At 57.6% G+C, this 19,569-nt stretch carries 15 protein-coding genes; 9 read left to right on the top strand and 6 right to left on the bottom strand.

Annotated elements, in window-relative coordinates; genetic code table 11:
* Positions 1 to 27 precede the first annotated feature (27 nt).
* From B1H58_RS06540 to B1H58_RS06525, 4 genes are all read right to left on the bottom strand, one after another.
* Positions 28 to 792, bottom strand: coding sequence for a hypothetical protein (locus B1H58_RS06540; RefSeq protein WP_085068806.1), 765 nt, complete (start codon positions 790 to 792; stop codon positions 28 to 30).
* Between the two features lies 1 nt (position 793).
* Positions 794 to 991, bottom strand: coding sequence for a hypothetical protein (locus B1H58_RS06535; RefSeq protein WP_085068804.1), 198 nt, complete (start codon positions 989 to 991; stop codon positions 794 to 796).
* A 119-nt stretch (positions 992 to 1,110) separates the two neighbouring features.
* Positions 1,111 to 3,198: a TonB-dependent siderophore receptor gene (locus B1H58_RS06530; protein ID WP_085068802.1), complete on the bottom strand. Its 2,088-nt coding sequence runs from the start codon at positions 3,196 to 3,198 to the stop codon at positions 1,111 to 1,113.
* Positions 3,191 to 4,291 (bottom strand): ABC transporter substrate-binding protein, encoded by a 1,101-nt coding sequence (locus tag B1H58_RS06525; RefSeq protein WP_085068800.1) that lies wholly within the window; start codon positions 4,289 to 4,291, stop codon positions 3,191 to 3,193. The genes B1H58_RS06530 and B1H58_RS06525 overlap by 8 nt, the downstream gene beginning before the upstream one ends.
* A 311-nt stretch (positions 4,292 to 4,602) precedes the next feature.
* Between B1H58_RS06525 and kdpF the strand changes: the two genes are divergently transcribed.
* The 8 genes from kdpF to B1H58_RS06485 all read left to right on the top strand — a co-directional run bounded on the left by kdpF (position 4,603) and on the right by B1H58_RS06485 (position 15,157).
* Positions 4,603 to 4,692 carry a K(+)-transporting ATPase subunit F gene (gene kdpF, locus B1H58_RS06520; protein ID WP_085068798.1) on the top strand — a complete coding sequence of 30 codons (90 nt, stop codon included), beginning with the start codon at positions 4,603 to 4,605 and terminating at the stop codon, positions 4,690 to 4,692.
* The gene (kdpA, locus tag B1H58_RS06515; RefSeq protein WP_085068795.1) at positions 4,692 to 6,371 is read left to right on the top strand and encodes a potassium-transporting ATPase subunit KdpA; all 1,680 of its coding nucleotides are present in this window, start codon (positions 4,692 to 4,694) and stop codon (positions 6,369 to 6,371) included. The genes kdpF and kdpA overlap by 1 nt, the downstream gene beginning before the upstream one ends.
* Before the next feature lie 15 nt (positions 6,372 to 6,386).
* Positions 6,387 to 8,435, top strand: a complete 2,049-nt coding sequence (gene kdpB, locus B1H58_RS06510; protein WP_085068793.1) for a potassium-transporting ATPase subunit KdpB — start codon at positions 6,387 to 6,389, stop codon at positions 8,433 to 8,435.
* Between the two features lie 9 nt (positions 8,436 to 8,444).
* Positions 8,445 to 9,023 carry a potassium-transporting ATPase subunit KdpC gene (kdpC, locus tag B1H58_RS06505; RefSeq protein ID WP_085068791.1) on the top strand — a complete coding sequence of 193 codons (579 nt, stop codon included), beginning with the start codon at positions 8,445 to 8,447 and terminating at the stop codon, positions 9,021 to 9,023.
* 78 nt (positions 9,024 to 9,101) lie between these two features.
* Positions 9,102 to 11,786, top strand: a complete 2,685-nt coding sequence (kdpD, locus tag B1H58_RS06500; RefSeq protein WP_085068789.1) for a two-component system sensor histidine kinase KdpD — start codon at positions 9,102 to 9,104, stop codon at positions 11,784 to 11,786.
* A 140-nt stretch (positions 11,787 to 11,926) separates the two neighbouring features.
* Complete coding sequence (locus tag B1H58_RS06495; RefSeq protein ID WP_085068787.1) at positions 11,927 to 12,430, top strand: TIGR00645 family protein; 504 nt, start codon at positions 11,927 to 11,929, stop codon at positions 12,428 to 12,430.
* A gap of 203 nt (positions 12,431 to 12,633) precedes the next feature.
* A complete protein-coding gene (locus B1H58_RS06490; RefSeq protein ID WP_085068785.1) occupies positions 12,634 to 14,019 on the top strand; it encodes a cation:proton antiporter in 1,386 nt (461 codons plus the stop codon).
* 196 nt (positions 14,020 to 14,215) lie between these two features.
* Positions 14,216 to 15,157: an alpha/beta hydrolase gene (locus B1H58_RS06485; protein WP_085068783.1), complete on the top strand. Its 942-nt coding sequence runs from the start codon at positions 14,216 to 14,218 to the stop codon at positions 15,155 to 15,157.
* 35 nt (positions 15,158 to 15,192) lie between these two features.
* Here the strand turns inward: B1H58_RS06485 and adhP are convergent, their stop codons facing one another.
* Entirely contained in the window at positions 15,193 to 16,206 is a 1,014-nt protein-coding gene (adhP, locus tag B1H58_RS06480; protein WP_085068781.1) for an alcohol dehydrogenase AdhP, read from the bottom strand.
* Between the two features lie 223 nt (positions 16,207 to 16,429).
* Here adhP and B1H58_RS06475 point away from each other — a divergent pair, with 223 nt between their 5' ends.
* Positions 16,430 to 18,256 (top strand): glycoside hydrolase family 15 protein, encoded by a 1,827-nt coding sequence (locus tag B1H58_RS06475; protein WP_085068779.1) that lies wholly within the window; start codon positions 16,430 to 16,432, stop codon positions 18,254 to 18,256.
* Positions 18,257 to 18,293: 37 nt separating this feature from the next.
* On the opposite strand, the gene B1H58_RS06470 is transcribed toward B1H58_RS06475, so the two are convergent.
* Positions 18,294 to 19,565: a c-type cytochrome gene (locus B1H58_RS06470; RefSeq protein WP_085068777.1), complete on the bottom strand. Its 1,272-nt coding sequence runs from the start codon at positions 19,563 to 19,565 to the stop codon at positions 18,294 to 18,296.
* Between the last annotated feature and the right edge of the window lie 4 nt (positions 19,566 to 19,569).

Genomic DNA, 19,569 nt, shown 5'->3' with positions numbered 1-19,569 from the left:
GTAAGACCTCACCTTAGCATATTCGGCTTAATCGCTGTCTTCGCGCATGTTCAGCGCCAGCGCGCTGGCAGGATCGAACAGCGACAGGCTTTCGATCTGATCAAGCAGGATAACCTTACGAAAATCAAGCGCTGACTGCGGTTCTGAGGTCAGGGTAATATCGTGTTTGGCATACCAGGCGCTGTAATTATGCTCCACCACCAGATCCAGCGTTTTACTGTCGCGGTAGCCGCTTAGCATAGGAATAACTACCACATTATTAGCATCGACGCTGTCGAAGGAAGAGGACATGATCATGCCGATATAAATACGACGGGAGGTCAGGGTAATCCATGCCAGCTCACCCCCTTCCATACACTGATAAAGCAGATGCTCCACGCCATTGGTACGGGTAAGCGAATTATAGAGTTCGCGACGGCTGCATCCATCAAGCCGCGCGCTGCCCGCCCAGTTAGAACGATAGAGACAAAACAGCACGGCAAAGGTCAGCATAATCACTACCGGCGCCTGGATGCCAAGAAAGCTCCAGTTCATAAATTCGATATGGTAATGATGATGTCCGGTGCCGAAATACTGCGGCAGTTCATTCATCACTGCGGAGATGACCAGCAACAGCAGCCAGATAATCGCGGTGGCAATCACGCCCTGGATAACGAAAATACAGCCATAAAGTGCGACCAGGAAATAGACGTCCCAGCCAAACGTACGTTTAAATTTGAAGCGCGTAGAGAGATCGCGACTGCTGTACCAGTAGCCGCAAACCATCAGCACCATAAATATTGCCGTTCCCATGTTATGCCCTCTTTAATGCTTCGACGTGGCGGGCAAAATCTTTCTGCACCTCCTTGCTGTGAATATTGACCATCGCGCTGCCATTTTCATCGATAACAATCCGATCGCCATCGTCAATCGAATCCTGGACATCATCCTGAGACATGACCTGCAGTAGTTTTTCCGGGCTGGTGAACAATGAACGAATCAGCTTTAACATCACTTTCCTCCTTTTTGACCATAAGTGTAGGAAGGGATGGTAGCTTTGGGGCGGGATCTGTCTGAATCAGGCAGCGAAACGGCAAAAAACGGGCGCAACGCGGCGCCCGCAAACAGATATCAGAAATCAACGCTGGCCTTGAGCACAATTTCACGGGGTTCGCCTACCGCCACGCGCAGGTTATTGCCGCTGGAAGGGTACCAGGTGGTATCGAACAGGTTTTTCACATTGACTTGCCATTTCACCTTGTAACTGTCCACTGGCGTACTCCATGCGACAAAGGCATCGGCAACGGTGTAGTCATTCAGATAAAAACTGTTGGCAGCATCACCGGCACGACGACCAACGTAGCGCGCGCCGATGCCCGCTCGCAGGTCGTCCGCCGGCAGCAGTCCGGTGGAACCGAAATCGTTGGTGAGAAACAGCGCGGCGGTATTACGCGCAACGTTAGCGAGTTCGTTGCCGTTATTATCCGGATCGGAGGTAACGCGCGCGTCGGTCCAGGCATAGCTGCCGACCAGGCTCAGGCTGTTGGTCAACCTGCCCGCGACATCCAGCTCCACGCCCTGTGAACGCACCTTACCTGCCGTGCGGGTAACGGTTTCGCCATCGACCAGTTCGCTGACCATCACGTTGCGCTTGTGAATATCGAACAGTGCCAGCGTACCGGTTACCCGACCCGCAAGATCGATCTTCGCGCCCACTTCATACGCTTTGCCCAGCTCCGGCGGCAGCGCGCCGATTTGTGTGGAGATAGAGGTATTCGGCTTAAAGGATTCGGTATAGCTGGCATACAGGCTCGACCAGCTATTGATGTTGTAAACCACCCCGGCGCGCGGCACCAGACGGCTGTCGGAAGCGTCGGTATTGGTGACAAACGGACGGCCTTTGCCTGACATTACGTCGAAGCTGTCATAGCGCAGCCCGCCCAGCAGTAGCCAGTGTTCGTTCAGGCGCATCGCATCCTGCATAAACCAGCCGCGACTATCGACGTTTTCCCGCTGGTCGCTGTCTTTAGCGCTGACTGTTGTTGAGGCAGGCAGGACGCCATAAACCGGATCGTAAACATTAAACGAGCTATCTTTCGTGCCACGGATCATATCGCCACGGAAGGTGCGATCCGCTTCGTAATCAAAGCCGAACATCAACTGATGGTTGACCTGGCCCCAGTCAACGTCGCCGTTAAACGTCAGTTGCACCATCTGCGAACGACTTTCTGCGGCGGCCGTGGCGTCCGCCTGACGCGTCAGAATGCCGGTTTCAGCATCGAAGGCGGTGGCGCGCGCCTGGTTATCGCTGTAGCGGTTGCGGCTAAAGGTATAGGTTAACTGTGAACGCCAGCGATCGTTCAGCGTCTGGTCAAGCTGGAAACTGAGCGTGTCCTGATCGCCACGCGTAGCGTTGTAGCCTTCATCGAAGCGGCGCTCACGCGGGGTATCCACCGGCTTGCCGGTGCGGGAGTCGATTACCGTGCCGCGATCGAATGGCGTCAGATACTCCATATGCTCCCAGGAGAGGCGTACGGTGGTGTTTTCGCCGTACCACATCAGAGAGGGCGCAATCACCGTTTGACGGTTGCGGCCAAAGTTGCGCCAGTAGTCGGTTTCACTATGATCGATAATCATGCGTCCGGCAAAGCCTGTGGTGCCAAGCGGGCCGGTGACATCCAGCTGACCGCCGCCGCCGCCAAAGCTACTGCTGCGTCCTTCCAGATGCACCTGCGGCGTCAGCTGCGGCTTTTTACTGATGACATTAATCAGGCCGCCCGGCTCGTTCATGCCGTACAGCATAGAGGAGGGGCCTTTTAGCACCTCCACGCGCTCGCTGGTGGGCGTAAAGTTGCGTGCCTGAACCGAGCGCACCCCATCGCGCAGAATGGAGCCGTCACGGTTATCGCCAAAGCCGCGTTTAATAATGGCGTCCTGCGTGCCGCCCAGCGTGTTGGACTGAGTAATACCACTGACATAGCTCAGCGCCTCATCCACATCCTGCGCATCGCGATCGTCAAGAAACTGCTGCGGCACCACCGTCACATTCTGCGGCGTATCGATGATTTTCATCGGCGAGCGTGTGGCAGTCACGCTGCTGTGTGGCTGATAATCCGTGTCATCAGAGGTTTCCTGCGTGACAACCAACGTATTTTCCTCGGCCTGCAACGCTGGCGGCAGCAGCAGACTGGCCAGCAGGCACGGGGCGATTTTATTCATTTGATAATTGACTCCAGAAGGTCCCTGAAAAATCCAGCGGTAAAAACTGCTGGTAAAGTTGTTGCATGGTTTGCTGCGGATCGACGTCGGCGAACAGCTGTGGATAGAGCATCCTGGCGATCCATTCGGTGGCGACGACGTGATAAGGGCTGAGATAGAAGTTGTGCCACAGCGCACCCGCCCGGCCGTTTTGCACCGCCGCCAGCTGTCCGATCAGCGGCTGGGCAGCCATAACTCGTTGAAAGCTTTGTCTGGCCTGCTGCGCATTAACCTGCGGCCCCAACGCAACGGTTTTGGCATCGCTGTCGGCGCGGGCCATTCCGGTGGCGATATAGACCTGCGGCTGGGCGGCAAGCACCTGCTCTGGATTTAGCTCACCGAATACCCCTTTTACCGTACCGGCCGCAATATTTTCGCCGCCTGCAAAGCTCACCAGCTGGCCGAGGTTACCCTTAACCGCTGTGGTGCAGCAGGTATCGCGGCGTCCCAGATGCAGATGCAACATCACCGTGGTGCGTGGGCCCTGGCGGTTCGCCAGGCGCTGCCGGATGCGCTGCATATGAGCCTGATAAAATGCGCTGAACGCCTGCGCGCGCTGCGGCTGGTTCAGCACGTCGCCCAGAATTTTGATACTGGGAAGCGTGTTATGCAGCAAGTCGACACGTAAATCGACGGTAATAACCGGCACGCCCGCCTGCTGCATAACCTGGCGAAAACGCGCCTCTTCGCCGCCGGTTTTCGCCAGCCGTGGCAGGATGACCAGATCGGGATGCAGTTGTAAAACCCGCTCGGCGTTCAGCTCGCGAACGCTGCCCGTTCCCAGCTGTGGGATCTGCGCCATCTGCGGGAAACGTTGCAGATACTGCTGCCAGCTTTGCGCATCATATTTCGCCAGATCGCCCGGCCAGCCCGCGATATGTGCCGCCGGATAGCCGGGTTGCAGCAGGGCGAGCGTATAGAGCATCCGGCTTTCTCCCAGAAAAATGCGCTGAGGCCGATCGGGAACGGTAACGGTTGTGCCAGTGATATCAATGATTTGCCGCGCAAGAAGAGAGTGGCTGAGCAGTAACAGCAGAAAAAGAAGTTTGCGCATGAGTCAGGCTAGGGAGATGGAAAACTAAATGATAATAAAAATCAGTTACTATCTCAACAACTGCCGCTGCGGTGGTCTGTATATTGCCTGGTCAGCCAGTCTTAACCACAAGGCGTAAGCCGGGAAGATCGTTTGCCGAATCCGCCAAAGCAGGTCGCTGGCTTTATAGCTGAGCAACAGGGATTGATGGTTTTATAACTACTCCCCCTCCGTTTTTATACTTTTTTACACCCCGGCCCGGTAATTTAACGCCAATTTTATACGCACTTTTTTATCCTTGCGGCTAACTGAAATGCGCCGTGGAGGTGGCTGTGAGTACAGGAATTGTAGCCGGTATTGTGCTGCTGTTTTTACTGCTGGGGTATCTGGTTTATGCCCTGGTGAATGCGGAGGCGTTTTAATGATAGCTTCCGCATTTTTATTGTTAGCCAGCTATCTGGCAATTTTGATGCTGCTGGCTAATCCGCTGGGCAAGGTGATAGCGGGTATGGTGCGCGACAGGCCGGTGCTGCCAGCGCTGGAAAACAGAGTATGGTGGCTTTGCGGTATCGATAAAAAAAGCATGGGCTGGCTGCATTATCTGCTGGCGATATTGCTGTTTAACGCCGCAGGGCTGGTATTTCTGTTGGTTATTCTGATGACCCAGCAGGCGCTGCCGCTTAATCCGCAGCAGTTGCCCAATCTGAGCTGGCACCTGGCGTTGAACACTGCCGTGAGTTTTGTCACCAATACCAACTGGCAATCCTATGGTGGTGAAACCACTATGAGCAACCTTAGCCAGATGGTTGGCCTGACGGTACAAAACTTCCTGTCAGCGGCTACCGGTATTGCCGTGGCGTTTGCTCTGATACGGGGTTTCGCCAGTAAATCCCTGACGACGCTGGGCAACGCCTGGCGCGATTTGACACGCATTACGCTGTTTATGCTGCTGCCGTTGAGCCTGATTATCGCGCTGCTGCTGGTAAGCCAGGGCGTGGTGCAAACCTGGAACGCCAGCGTGGACTTACAAACCCTGGAAGGCGCAAAACAGACGCTGGCGCTTGGGCCGGTCGCCTCACAGGAAGCGATTAAAATGCTCGGCACCAACGGCGGCGGCTTCTTTAACGTTAATTCGGCTCATCCGTTTGAAAACCCCACCGCTATCAGCAACCTGATTGAAATGCTGGCGATCTTTCTGATCCCGGCCGCGCTCTGCTTCGCCTTTGGCGAGGTGGCAGGCGATCGCCGACAGGGTCATGCGCTGCTCTGGAGCATGACCCTGATGTTTATCGCCGCGGTTGCGGTGGTGATGTGGGCTGAGCTGCGCGGCAATCCGCACTTTCTGACGCTGGGCGCAGACAGTGCCATCAATATGGAAGGCAAAGAGACGCGCTTCGGTATTCTTAATTCCAGCCTGTTTGCAGTGATCACCACCGCCGCCTCATGCGGCGCAGTAAACGCCATGCATGACTCCTTTACCGCGCTGGGCGGCATGATCCCGATGTGGCTGATGCAGCTGGGCGAAGTGGTGTTCGGCGGCGTCGGCGCAGGGCTGTACGGCATGCTGTTGTTCGTGGTGTTGGCGGTGTTTATCGCTGGCCTGATGATAGGCCGCACCCCGGAGTATCTCGGTAAAAAGATCGACGTTCGTGAAATGAAGCTGACCGCGCTGGCAATTCTGGTCACGCCAACGCTGGTGCTGCTCGGCACCGCGCTGGCGATGATGAGTGAAGCCGGACGCGCAGGCATGGCGAACCCCGGCACCCATGGCTTTAGCGAAGTGCTGTACGCCGTCTCGTCGGCGGCCAACAACAACGGCAGCGCCTTTGCCGGCCTCAGTGCCAACACCCCGTTCTGGAACCTGCTGCTGGCGTTCTGCATGCTGGTAGGTCGCTTCGGCATCATCCTTCCGGTGATGGCGATTGCCGGTTCGCTGGCGGCGAAAAAGATCCAGCCGGTCAGCAGCGGCACGCTGCCAACCCACGGCCCGCTGTTTGTCTGCCTGCTGACGGGCACCGTGCTGCTGGTTGGGGCGCTGACCTTTATTCCTGCGCTGGCGTTAGGGCCGGTGGCAGAACATTTACATCCTGTTTTGCGTTAACGGGTGGAGAAGCTGATGAGTCGTCAACAACAGGCGCTGTTTGATGCGGCGCTAATACGCGTCGCTATCGTCGACGCGTGCAAAAAACTGCATCCGCGCGTGCAGTTTCGTAATCCGGTGATGTTTCTGGTTTATCTTGGAAGCCTGCTGACCACGCTGCTGGCGGCGGCGATGGCGGCAAGGCTGCTGGCCGGTGAGGTGGGCTTTACCGGCGCGATTGCGCTGTGGCTGTGGTTTACCGTGCTGTTCGCTAACTTTGCCGAAGCGCTGGCGGAAGGGCGTAGTAAGGCGCAGGCCAGCAGCCTTAAGGGCGTAAAAAAAACCAGCTTTGCCAAAAAGCTCAGTGCGCCACGCCACGATGAACCCTGGCGGCAGGTCGCGGCAGAAACCCTGCGCAAGGGTGACTGGGTGCTGGTTGAGGCGGGCGATATCCTGCCGTGCGACGGCGAAGTGGTAGAAGGCGGCGCCTCAGTGGATGAAAGCGCGATCACCGGCGAATCAGCGCCAGTGATCCGCGAGTCGGGTGGCGATTTCGCTTCGGTCACCGGCGGCACGCGCATTCTTTCTGACTGGCTGGTGATCCAGTGCAGCGTTAACCCGGGCGAAACCTTTCTTGATCGCATGATTGCGATGGTGGAAGGGGCGAAACGGCGTAAAACGCCCAACGAAATCGCCTTAAGCATCCTGCTGATCTCGCTGACCATCGTCTTTCTGCTGGCGACCGCCACGCTGTGGCCGTTCTCCGCGTGGGGCGGCCATGCGGTCAGCGTCACGGTATTGGTGGCGCTGCTGGTCTGTCTGATCCCGACCACCATCGGCGGCCTGCTCTCTGCGATTGGCGTGGCGGGGATGAGCCGCATGCTGGGCGCTAACGTGATCGCCACCAGCGGGCGCGCGGTAGAGGCAGCGGGCGATGTGGATGTGCTGCTGCTGGATAAAACCGGCACCATTACGCTGGGCAACCGTCAGGCGACGCATTTTATGCCGGCACCCGGCGTCAGCGAACAGCAACTGGCGGATGCAGCACAGCTGGCTTCGCTGGCAGATGAAACGCCGGAAGGGCGTAGCATTGTGGTGCTGGCGAAGCAGAAATTTAATCTGCGCGAGCGCGATCTGCAAAGCATGGACGCCACCTTTATTCCGTTCTCGGCGCAAACGCGCATGAGCGGCGTTAACGTGCAGGGACGTAGCATTCGCAAGGGCGCAGTGGATGCGGTGCGCAAACATATCGCTGCCAATCATGGTCTCTTCCCGTCGCAGGTCGAGGCGCTGGTTGAAGAGGTCGCACGTACCGGCGGCACGCCGCTGGTGGTCGCGGACAACGAGCGGGTCATGGGCGTGGTGGCGCTGAAGGATATCGTTAAAGGCGGCATCCGCGAGCGCTTTGCCGAACTGCGCAAAATGGGCATTAAAACCGTGATGATCACCGGGGATAACCCGCTGACGGCGGCGGCGATTGCCGCAGAAGCGGGCGTGGACGATTTCCTGTCGGAAGCGACGCCGGAAGCCAAGCTGGCGCTGATTCGTCAGTATCAGGCGGAAGGGCGTCTGGTAGCGATGACCGGCGACGGCACCAATGATGCGCCAGCGCTGGCACAGGCGGACGTGGCGGTGGCGATGAACTCAGGCACTCAGGCGGCAAAAGAAGCAGGCAATATGGTCGATCTCGACTCTAACCCTACCAAGCTGCTGGAGGTAGTGCATATCGGCAAGCAGATGCTGATGACGCGCGGTTCGCTGACCACGTTTAGTATTGCCAATGACGTAGCGAAATATTTCGCCATCATTCCGGCTGCTTTCGCCGCAACGTATCCGCAGCTCAACCAGCTTAATGTGATGCATCTTCACTCACCCAACTCCGCCATTCTGTCGGCGGTGATTTTTAATGCGCTGGTGATTGTGTTTCTGATCCCGCTGGCGCTGAAGGGCGTTAGCTATCGACCACTGAGCGCGGCGGCGCTATTGCGTCGCAACCTGTGGCTGTATGGCGTGGGCGGCCTGCTGGTGCCTTTCGCCGGAATTAAGCTGATTGATATGGCGCTCACCCTGCCGGGCTGGGCCTGAGGAGAAAATATGTCTATTTTACGTCCCGCTCTGACGCTGTTCGTTCTGCTGGCGCTGGTAACCGGCGGCATTTACCCGCTGATCGTCACACAGCTGGCGCAGCGGCTGTTTCCGGTGCAGGCCAACGGCTCGCTGCTGTCGGCAGAAGAGCGCGTGCGCGGCTCGGCGCTGATTGGCCAGGCCTTTACCCGCCCCGACTATTTTTGGGGACGGCCATCGGCCACGGCGGAAACGCCCTATAACGGCGCGGCTTCGTCGGGCAGTAACCTGGCGGCGAATAATCCGGCGCTGGATCAGGCGGTTCGTGAACGGGTGGCGATGCTGCGCGCCGCAAATCCCCAGGCCAGCCGGTCAGTGCCTGTTGATTTAGTCACCGCTTCCGCCAGCGGGCTGGATCCGCATATTTCGCCAGCAGCGGCCAGATGGCAGGCGACGCGCGTGGCGACAGTACGTCAGCTGCCGCTCAGCGCCGTGCAGCAGCTGATTGATGACAATACCGAGCGCCCGTTGCTGAAATTCTCTGGCGAACCCGGGGTAAATGTGGTGAAACTCAATATGGCTCTGGATGCGCTGGCTCCCGCACGCTAGCCGATCCTGGCTTTCTTTACCGATGCGGCACAGGCAGGCGGTAATTAATCTTCTCTTTTTATCTTTTCAGGGACTCTGATGAACGATGAGTTAGTCCGCCCCGATCCTGACGCGCTGTTGTTACACGGCAGCCATCGCGGCAAGCTCAAAATTTACTTTGGCGCCTGCGCAGGCGTTGGTAAAACCTTTGCCATGCTGCAGGAGGCGCGACGGCTGCGTGCTCAGGGGCTGGATGTGCTGGTCGGGATTGTGGAAACCCACGGACGTGAGGAAACCGCACGTTTGCTGGAGGGGCTGGCGTTGCTGCCGCGTCGGACAACCGGGCGCTCGCGCTATGAGGAGTTCGATCTGGATGCGGCGCTGGCGCGGCGTCCGGCGGTGATTCTGATGGATGAGCTGGCGCACAGCAACGTGGCAGGCTCGCGCCATCCGAAACGCTGGCAGGACATTGATGAACTGCTGGAGGCGGGCATTGATGTCATGACCACGGTAAACGTTCAGCATCTGGAAAGCCTGAACGATGTGGTCGGCGGTATCACCGGCATCCAGGTCCGCGAGACGGTGCCCGATCCCTTTTTTGATAAGGCGGATGAAGTGGTGCTGGTAGATCTGCCGCCGGACGATCTGCGTCAGCGCCTGAAAGAAGGCAAGGTTTACGTTGGCGATCGGGCGGAGCGGGCGATTGAGAACTTCTTCCGCAAAGGAAATTTATTTGCCCTGCGCGAACTGGCGCTGCGGCGCACTGCCGATCGGGTTGACGATCAGATGCGTGCCTGGCGTGATGTGCAGGGACGGGAAAAGGTGTGGCACACCCGTGACGCCATTCTGCTCTGCATCGGCGATCATACCGGTAGCGAAAAGCTGGTGCGTACCGCTGCCCGGCTGGCGTCGCGTCTGGGCAGCGTCTGGCATGCGGTCTATGTTGAAACCCCCCGGCTTTACCGGCTTCCTGAAGCGCGGCGGCGGGCCATTCTTCGTACGCTGCGGCTGGCGCAGGAGCTGGGTGCAGAAACCGCCACGCTGGCGGAAAGCGACGAGGCGCAGGCAGTGCTGCGTTACGCACGGGCGCACAATCTTGGTAAAATCGTTATTGGCCGACGGCCCACGCGGCGCTGGCGGCGCGATAGCTTTGCCGACCGTTTGGGGCAGTCAGGACCGGAGCTGGATCTGGTGGTGGTGGCGCTGGAAGAGGCGACGCGCGACGCGCCTGAGGCACGCAACGATACACGCACGTTTAGTGAAAAGTGGGCCACCCAACTGCGCGGTACGCTGGCGGCGCTGCTGCTGTGCGCGCTGATCACCCTGGTCGGACAATACTGGCTGACCGGCTTTGATACCGCCAACGGCGTGATGATCTATCTGCTGGGCGTGGTGATTATCGCCTTGCGCTATGGGCGCTGGCCGTCGGTGGCGGCGACGGTGATGAATATTCTCGCCTTCGATCTCTTTTTTGTTGCGCCTACCGGCACGGTGGCGGTTTCTGATTTACAGTATCTGGTCACTTTTGCGGTGATGCTGGCGGTGGGGGTGCTTGTTGGCAACCTGACGGCTGGGGTGCGCTACCAGGCGCGCGTGGCACGCTATCGTGAACAGCGGGCGCGTTATCTGTATGAAATGGCCCGCTCGCTCAGTAGCGCGTTGCGCTACGAGGATATCGCCGCAGCGGGGCAGCGTAGTCTGCTGGCTACCCTGCAGGCGCGCAGCGCGCTGCTGTTGCCGGATGAGAACGGCGAGTTGAAGATTGTTGGCGACAGCAGCCTGACGCTGCCGCCTGACGGGGCGATTGCCCGCTGGAGCTTCAGCAAAGGGCAGCCTGCTGGCGCAGGAACCGACACGCTGCCGGCCATGCCCTGGCAAATGCTGGCGCTGAAAACGCACGAAAAAAGCTGGGGGCTACTGGTGATTGAGCCGGAGAATCTGCGTCAGCTAATGATCCCGGAACAGCAGCGGCTACTGGAAACCTACTGCGTGCTGCTGGCGAATGCGCTGGAGCGTGTCGCGCTGGCGCGCAGCGAAGCGGCTTCGCGGCTGGCGGCCGAGCGGGAACAGCTGAGAAACGCGCTGCTGTCGGCGCTGTCGCACGATCTGCGCACGCCGCTTACCGTGCTGTTTGGCCAGGCGGAGATGCTGATGCTTGATCTTGCCGAAGAAAATTCCAGATTTGCGCCGCAGGCCAGTCAGATCCGTGAACAGACCCTCAGCACTATCCGGCTGGTCAGCAATATGCTGGATATGGCGCGCATTCAGTCGGGCGGGCTGAATCTGCAACAGGAGTGGCTGTCGCTGGAAGAGATCGTCGGCAGTGCCCTGACCCAGCTCTCAAGCCTGTTGCCGCACGATAACGTGCAGCTGGCGCTGCCGGATCGGCTGGTATGGCTGCATGGCGACAGTACGCTACTGGAGCGGGTATTTATCAATCTGCTGGAAAACAGCGTGAAATATGCCGGGCCGCAAACGCCGCGTGGTATTCGCGCTGCCGAGCAGAGCGGACGGCTGGAGATTGAGGTATGGGACAGCGGGCCAGGCATTCCCGCCGGGCTGGAGGAGAAGATTTTCGATAAATTCTCTCGTGGCGATAAGGAGTCCGCCGTACCGGGAGTTGGGCTGGGTCTGGCCATCTGTAAAGCGATTATTGAGATGCATCAGGGAGAAATCAGCGCCCGGCCACGAGCGCAGGGTGGCGTGAGTTTTTTGATCAACCTGCCGCAGACCACTCCGCCCCCGCTGCCGGAAAGTGAGCAGGAAGCGCTAATAACGTCATAAGGCCCTGGATATCCTTACAAATCCCTTCGGGAACTTACACGAGTCAGTGACTGAAGCAGGCAAACAAAGCCAACGTTATATGCAACGTGAAGGATGCCGGGTATATACTGAGCATCTTGTTAATCAATTGACTGGACTGTATGGAACGTTTCACCGAAAACCTGATGTACGCATCGCGCTGGCTGCTGGCACCCGTTTATATTGGTTTATCGCTGGGGCTGCTGGCGCTGACAATTAAGTTTTTTCAGGAAATTATCCATCTGCTGCCCAATATTCTGGATATTGCAGAGAACGATCTGGTTCTGCTGCTGCTGTCGCTGGTGGATATGACGCTGGTCGGCGGATTACTGGTGATGGTAATGCTTTCCGGCTATGAAAACTTTGTGTCTAAGCTCGATATTGATGAGCATAAAGAGAAACTGAGCTGGCTGGGGAAAATGGATTCCGGTTCGCTGAAAAACAAAGTGGCGGCATCCATCGTGGCCATCTCTTCCATCCACCTGCTGCGGGTGTTTATGGAGGCGCGACATGTCGCTAACGATAAGCTCATGTGGTACGTCATTATTCATCTGACCTTTGTTTTTTCAGCTTTTCTTATGGGCTGGCTCGATTACATTACGCGTCAGGATAAGAAAGACCACTGATTAGCCGCGCCTTTACCGCCGCTGTTGATCGCTGTACCGAAGCCATGCCGCCCGGCATGGCTTTTTCTTGTTCGCCTCTGCGTATGAAATAACGCACCAACGCATCCGAACTTGTTGTTACTAACCGTAAAGCATTTCCCCGCGTCAACCAGCGATATATGCCAGGCTTAATCTATTCAATTAGTCACTATCACAGGAGTAATATGGATTTCCTTGCCTGGACCGCCACCAGCGGCGGGTTGCTCTTAATTATGTCTCTGGCATCGGGCTGGATCCACCGTGGCCCGGTGACCTCTTTCGGCCTGTTTCTGCTGATCGGCATTCTGTTTGGTCCCTGGGTACTCAATTTTGTCTCGCTCGATCTGTTAAGCCATCCTGAGCTAACCGCGCATATCACTGAAATCACCATGGCCGCCTCGCTGTTTATTACCGGTTTGAAGCTGCGTCTGCCGCAGCGGCTCGCCAACTGGCGTGATGGATTGCTTCTGGCGTTTCCCGCCATGCTATTGACGGTACTGGGAATGATGGTGGTCATTCACCTGATTACCGGCTTCTCCTGGCCGCTGTCGCTGGCGTTCGCGGCTATTGTCGCGCCAACGGATCCGGTGCTGGCCAGCCTGATCTCCGTTAACCACGCGGGTGATGAGGATGAGTTGCGTGTCGCGCTCTCCAGCGAGGCGGGATTAAACGACGGCTCGGCGCTGCCGCTGCTGATGCTGGCGCTGCTGCTGTTTCATAATACCGAGCCGCTTTCAGCCGGTTTCTTTGGTCACTGGCTGGCCAAAGATGTGCTGTGGGCGATTGGGATGGGCACGCTGATTGGCTACAGCTTTGGTCGCATCGTTGGCATTGTGGCGACCCGGCTGCGAACCGTGAACAGCGATACCGCGCCGAACGATTTTCTGACGCTGGCGCTGATCGCCATTACCTATGCGGCGGCGCAGTATGTTGAAGCCTCCGGCTTTCTGGCGGCCTTTGCAGCGGGCGTGGGGTTACGCCGCGCCGAGATCCACGTCGTGCGAACTTTCCCGCCGAAGGAGCAGCCCGAAAACGAACGCATTCCGCCCGCCGAACTGCTGGTGAACCCCAACCAGCGCCATGTACAGGAGCAGGATTATACGCCAGCGCATACGGTAGGGCTGGTTGTGGGCGATGCGTTATCGTTTGGTGATACGGTCGAACGCTTGCTGGCGGCGCTGATGGTGGTGGTGCTGGGCGTTACGCTGGCGCTGCACTGGAATAGTACCGGCCTGCTGCTGGCGGCTATTCTGTTTTTGGTTATCCGCCCGCTGGCGGTATGGATCGCCACTATCGGCACCGGTATACCTTTTGGACGGCGCATATTGATTGGCTGGCTGGGCATTCGCGGCATCGGCAGTATTAACTATATCGCTTACGCCTGGGTGCATGGCATGTCTGGCCCGCAGGCCGACGCGATGGTCGATATGGCGTTAACGCTGGTTGCCGCCAGCGTAGTGATCCATGGTATTACGGTCACGCCGCTGCTTAATCGTCGCCAGGCCTGGCAGCAGGCGCGACGCAAAACGAAAGAGCAGAAACAGCAGGATGAACAGACGCGGCGAGAGTAAAAAACCACCGGCTAAGGTTAAATAAGGCTGACGGCGATCACATTTTTTGCGCTAAACTCCGGTTCGCGACGTTGTTCGGCGTCGGTCTTTAAGGGCACATCCCGACGTTTATTTACGCTCTGTTTTTATAACGGATCGGGTTGCCCGTTGCCTTGTCGTCTGTGGGTTTGACATTGGAAATTAACGGAATTAAAGCATGATAAGTCGTCGGCGTTTTCTTCTGGGAGCCGGTGCCAGTCTGTTTTCAATCAAGACCGGTAATTTATTTGCCAGACAGAATGTGATTCCGCTGTGGCCTGATGTGCCGCCGGGCGGCGGCGGGCCTACGGGCGCGCTGCATATCAATAAGTCCGGTTCCTGGTCTAATATCGTCTCGCCATCAATACAGCGTTTTCAGCCTGAAAAGCCCAACGGTGAAGCGGTGCTGATCGCTGCTGGCGGCGGCTATAACTGGATCGGCATGGGACGCGAAGCCTGGCCCGTGGCTCACTGGCTGAACGGCTTTGGCTATACCACCTATGTGCTGAGCTATCGTCTGCCTGGAGAAAAATGGCATGCAGGCCCGCTGGCGGCGTTACAGGATGCGCAACGGGCGATTCGTCTGGTTCGGGCGATGGAAGGGCGCGTGCATGCGCTGGGTTTTTCCGCCGGTGCGCACCTGCTGGGAATGGCGGCTGCCCGGTCCGGATTCGCCAGCTATAGCCCGCAGGATGAACTGGATGCCAGCGCGGCGGTAGTTGATAGCGTGGGATTAATTTATCCGGTAATTACGCTGGAGGCGCCCTATAACCACACCACTACCCATCGCATTCTGACCGGCAAACACGCCACGCCGCAGGAAGAGGCTGAGTGGTCCATTGAGAATTATGTCACTGCGGCTTATCCGCCTACGTTTCTTGCGCAGGCAGAAGATGATCGGGTCTCGCCGCCGCAAAATTCAACCATTATGCGTGATGCCTGTCGTCGCGTTGGCGTGCCGGTTGAGTGGGTTCAGATCAGCCAGGGCGGCCACGGCTTTGGTCTGGGAAAAGCGGGAACGCCAGCGGCTATCTGGGATCAAGCTTATGTAAGCTGGCTACAGTCGCAACGGCAGCGTTACCGGCATCGTCGTCGACCGCTGGTAACGGAAATGATTTAACGGGCCCGGCGCAACAGGCGCGCCGGACCAGCGGGTTATGAGTGAGTAAAATCGATTACCATGCGGCCACGGATTTTACCTTCCTCCATCTCATGCAGGATCTCGTTGATTTCCTCAATAGAGCGGCGCTGCACTTTCGGCACCACCTTGCCTTCGGCAGCAAACTGAAAGGCCTCGGCCAGATCTTCGCGAGTGCCCACCAGCGAGCCAACTACCTCAATACCATCCAGCACCAGACGCGGTATATTCAGACTCATCGATTCCGGCGGCAGGCCAACGGCCACAATACGGCCACCGGCACGCATGGCATCTACCGCTGAGTTAAAGGCGGATTTCGCCACGGCGGTCACCACTGCTGCATGTGCGCCGCCCACGCGTTCCTGAATCACTTTCGCCGCATCTTCATTACGTGAGTTAATCACCATATCCGCGCCCATTTCACTGGCAAAGGCGAGCTGATCGTCATTAATATCTATAGCGATCACTTTGGCGTTGAAGACATTTTTCGCGTACTGCAGCGCCAGATTACCCAGGCCGCCCAGGCCGTAAATAGCAATCCATTTGCCCGGACGTATGCCGGAAATTTTCACCGCTTTATAGGTGGTGACGCCTGCACAGGTCACGCTGCTGGCCGCGGCAGGATCGAGCCCGTCAGGCACCTTAACCGCGTAATCGGCTACCACAATGCACTCTTCCGCCATGCCGCCATCGACGCTATAGCCTGCATTTTTAACCTCGCGGCAGAGCGTCTCATTACCGCTGTTGCAGTATTCACAGTGACCGCAGCCCTGATAAAACCAGGCAACGCTGGCGCGGTCGCCGGGTTTGAGCGAGGTTACGCCTGGCCCGACCTCTTCCACTATCCCGATCCCTTCATGGCCCAGCGTGATGCCAGTGGTATCGCCGAAATCTCCATTCTTTACATGCAAATCGGTATGGCAAACGCCACAGCATTCCATTTTCAGACGAGCTTCGCCATGTTCCAGCGCGCGCAGCGTTTTCTCTACTACGGCTACGCGATGATCTTTAGTTACAACGGCTGCTTTCATGCTGAATACTCCATTGATGAGAGAACATAAATCCTTCTTGCTGTCGCCCTATGCTACCTGGTAAGAGTTAGACGGAACAATGCGTTTGAGCAGGATGTGACAACGATCACTGGTGTACTACGCTTTAAAGACCCTTCCAGCGTAGCGCGGAACAGGTGCCGTAGCGATGTTAAAACCGTTTATACGAGCCTGTATCGCTATCCAGAAAAGGAAAACATCGCCTGTGAAAAACATGACCTATCATTCTCCCGCCAGGCAAAAAGGCTATGCCGGGCTGGGCGACTACGCCGCGATTGGCGAAGGACGTTCCGTTGCGTTGATTGCGCCTGACGGAGCGATCGACTGGTGGTGCGCGCCGAATATGGATTCGCCGCCGCTGTTCGATCGCATTCTGGACGCCGGGACGGGCGGCTATTTCCAGGTGGCACCGAAGGGAGAATGGCAAATGCAGCGCAGCTATCGTGAAAACAGCAATGTGCTGGAGACGCGCTACCAGACGGAAACGGGCGAAGTGCTGATAACGGAATCACTGAACAGTACGCTGGCGGGAAGGCTGCCGTGGAATGAGCTGGCGCGTCGCGTGGAAGGCATTAGCGGAAACGTTGAGATGCAGATAATTTTTCAGCCCGGCACGCGCGCGGAGACCTGTTCGCCCTGGCAAAAGCGCATCAACGGTCATCCGGTTTATCACGTTGGCGAACTGATGGCGATGCTGCGCCTGACGGATGATGTACAGATTGATGAATGCGATGATGAGCGCTTTACTGCCACCTTTACCGCCTCGCCTGATTCACGCACGCTGGTGGCGTTAGTCACCACCGAACGCGAACCGCTGGCGATCCCGGCACCGGAGAAAATCGACGAACGGATTGAGACCAGTCATACCGCCTGGCGCGACTGGGCGGACGGGCTAAGCTGGGACGGCCCTTACGATAATCATGTGCGTCGTTCGGCGCTGGCGCTAAAGTTTCTCTGGTATTCGCCAACCGGCGCGCTGGCGGCGGCGGCTACCACTTCGCTGCCGGAAAAGCTCGGCAACGATAAAAATTACGATTATCGCTACGCCTGGATCCGCGATGCCTGTCTGATCATTAAGGCGTTTGTCTATCTTGGCTCGCTGGAAGATTGTAAAGCGGCCTTTTCCTGGTTATCGGCCACCATACGGCGACATGACGGCGGCCTGCGCGCCTGCTATACGCTGGAAGGCGGGCAGGTGCCGGAAGAACGCATTCCGCCGCTGGAGGGCTATCAGGGAACGCAGCCGGTGCGGGTGGGCAATAACGCGCGCGATCAGGTTCAGCTGAGTATGTATGGCGATATGCTGGCGACTGCGCGGCTGTTTATCCAGGCGGGGCACGTGCTGGATCTCTCTACCTCACGCCTGCTGGGCAAACTGGCGAATCACTGCGCCGACGGCTGGCGGCAAAAGGATTCCGGTATCTGGGAGCTGCCGGAAGAGCAGCACTATACGCATTCCAAAATGGCCTGTTGGCTGGCGCTCGATCAGGCGGTAGAGCTGGCGCGGGATGATCATATTGAGCCGACCTGGCTGCGGCGCTGGGAACGTGAACGGGACCGCATTCGCGACTGGATCGAAACGCACTGCTGGTCGGAAAAGCGTCAGGCCTACACCTTTTATGCCGGAAGCGAGCGGCTGGATGCGGCAGTTGCGCTTACCCATTATTACGGCAGCAAAGTCAATCCGCAGCGAATGTTATCGACCCTGACGCAGATACGTGAGGAGCTGGGCCACGGCGGCGTGATGCTTTACCGCTATTCGGATGTGGAAAAAGAGGAAGCCACTTTCGTCGCCTGCGCCTTCTGGCTGGTAGAGGCGCTGGCGGAGCTGGGCCAACGGGAAGAGGCGCGGCGCACTATGGATGAGATCCTTGAGCAATTGTGTCAACGCGGCAATATTGAGATTTTCAATGAGATGTTCGATACGAACACTAAAAGCTGGCTGGGCAATATGCCGCAGGGGCTGAGTCATCTGTCGCTGGTGTGCGCCGCTAAGGCGTTGGCGGACGATAATTCGGGATCGAAGGTATAAAAAAGGCCGGAAATCCGGCCTTTAGGCGGCTTAACGGTTACTCACCGTGCTTCAGGTTTTTGCGTACGTCCTTCACCTGATCGCTGGTCACTGCCGGGGCATGGTTGCTCCAGCCCTGACGGATAAAGGTTGCCAGCTTTGCCACTTCCTCATCGCTCAGACGGGCAGCAAAGCCCGGCATCGCCAGCGTAGAGGGCGCTTTGGCCGTGGAGGGCTGCTGCGCACCGGCAAGAATGGTGTGAATTAATCCCACCGGGCTTTCGGCGTTAACAATCGAGGCCTGATCCAGCTCCGGGAAGACGCCCGGCGCGCCCTTGCCATTAACGAAGTGGCAGGCGTTGCAGTTATCGATATACAGACGCTCGCCTTCCGTCAGATTCTTCGCCGCAGTCAGCTTCGCAGCAGTTTTTTCCACTGCCTGCGGATCGGCGGCATGCAGACCAGGGTTGCCGCCAAGGAACTTCAGATAAGCGGCAATCGCTTTCAGATCGGCATCGCTCATGTGCGAAGAACTATGCTCCACCACCGACGTCATCTCACCGCCTACCGCCGCTTTATCATTGCGCCCGGTTTGCAGATAATCGACGATCTCCTGCTCGCTCCAGTGCGGCATGCCGCGTAACGCAGGCACTGACCAGCCGTTCAGCTCGCCGCCCGCCAGGAAGGTGTCTTCGCTGCTGTCGAGCGATTTTTCATTCATGGTGATGCGACGCGGCGTATGGCAACTGCCGCAGTGGCCCAGGCTCTCGACGATATAAGCGCCTCGGTTGATCTCCGCAGAAGCGCCGCCAATCGGCTGGAACGGCTTATCAGAGGTAAAGGCCCAGTTCCAGAAACGCATGCCCCAACGCTGGTTAAACGGAAAACTCAGTTTCGTTTCCGGCGCGGCATCGGCAACTGGCTGCACGCCCTGCATAAAGTAGACGTAAAGCGCATGCATATCCGTGTCGCTGATTTTGGCATAGTCGGGATAAGGCATCGCCGGGTAGAGGCGTGAGCCATCTGGCAGGATCCCTTTGCGCACGGCATCAGAAAACTGCTGTTCGCTATAGTTGCCGATACCGTACTTTTTATCAGGCGTAATATTGGTTGAATAGATGGTGCCCAGATTCGACTCAATCGCCAGGCCGCCGGAATAAGCGGGTTTGCCCGGCAGCGAGTGGCAAGCCATGCAGTCGCCGAGACGGGAAAGATATTCGCCCTGCTTAATTAGCTGAGTGGAATCATCGGCCTGTACGCCAGCAGAGAAACCCGCAGCCAGCGCCAGTAGGTTGCCAAAAATGAAATTTTTCAGAGTAAACAGCTTCATGCGT

The organism is Pantoea alhagi (assembly GCF_002101395.1).
In the GTDB taxonomy this organism is placed as follows: Bacteria; Pseudomonadota; Gammaproteobacteria; order Enterobacterales; family Enterobacteriaceae; genus Mixta; species Mixta alhagi.
The sequence above is the reverse complement of the archived record's forward strand: the minus strand, read 5'-3'. Positions and strand labels throughout refer to the sequence as shown.

Excerpts from the sequence above, each read along its gene's own strand:
- B1H58_RS06540 (WP_085068806.1), bottom strand. The coding sequence starts at position 792 with ATGGGAACGGCAATATTTATGGTGCTGATGGTTTGCGGCTACTGGTAC.
- B1H58_RS06535 (WP_085068804.1), bottom strand. The coding sequence starts at position 991 with ATGTTAAAGCTGATTCGTTCATTGTTCACCAGCCCGGAAAAACTACTG.
- B1H58_RS06530 (WP_085068802.1), bottom strand. The coding sequence starts at position 3,198 with ATGAATAAAATCGCCCCGTGCCTGCTGGCCAGTCTGCTGCTGCCGCCA.
- B1H58_RS06525 (WP_085068800.1), bottom strand. The coding sequence starts at position 4,291 with ATGCGCAAACTTCTTTTTCTGCTGTTACTGCTCAGCCACTCTCTTCTT.
- kdpA (WP_085068795.1), top strand. The coding sequence starts at position 4,692 with ATGATAGCTTCCGCATTTTTATTGTTAGCCAGCTATCTGGCAATTTTG.
- kdpB (WP_085068793.1), top strand. The coding sequence starts at position 6,387 with ATGAGTCGTCAACAACAGGCGCTGTTTGATGCGGCGCTAATACGCGTC.
- kdpC (WP_085068791.1), top strand. The coding sequence starts at position 8,445 with ATGTCTATTTTACGTCCCGCTCTGACGCTGTTCGTTCTGCTGGCGCTG.
- kdpD (WP_085068789.1), top strand. The coding sequence starts at position 9,102 with ATGAACGATGAGTTAGTCCGCCCCGATCCTGACGCGCTGTTGTTACAC.
- B1H58_RS06495 (WP_085068787.1), top strand. The coding sequence starts at position 11,927 with ATGGAACGTTTCACCGAAAACCTGATGTACGCATCGCGCTGGCTGCTG.
- B1H58_RS06490 (WP_085068785.1), top strand. The coding sequence starts at position 12,634 with ATGGATTTCCTTGCCTGGACCGCCACCAGCGGCGGGTTGCTCTTAATT.
- B1H58_RS06485 (WP_085068783.1), top strand. The coding sequence starts at position 14,216 with ATGATAAGTCGTCGGCGTTTTCTTCTGGGAGCCGGTGCCAGTCTGTTT.
- adhP (WP_085068781.1), bottom strand. The coding sequence starts at position 16,206 with ATGAAAGCAGCCGTTGTAACTAAAGATCATCGCGTAGCCGTAGTAGAG.
- B1H58_RS06470 (WP_085068777.1), bottom strand. The coding sequence starts at position 19,565 with ATGAAGCTGTTTACTCTGAAAAATTTCATTTTTGGCAACCTACTGGCG.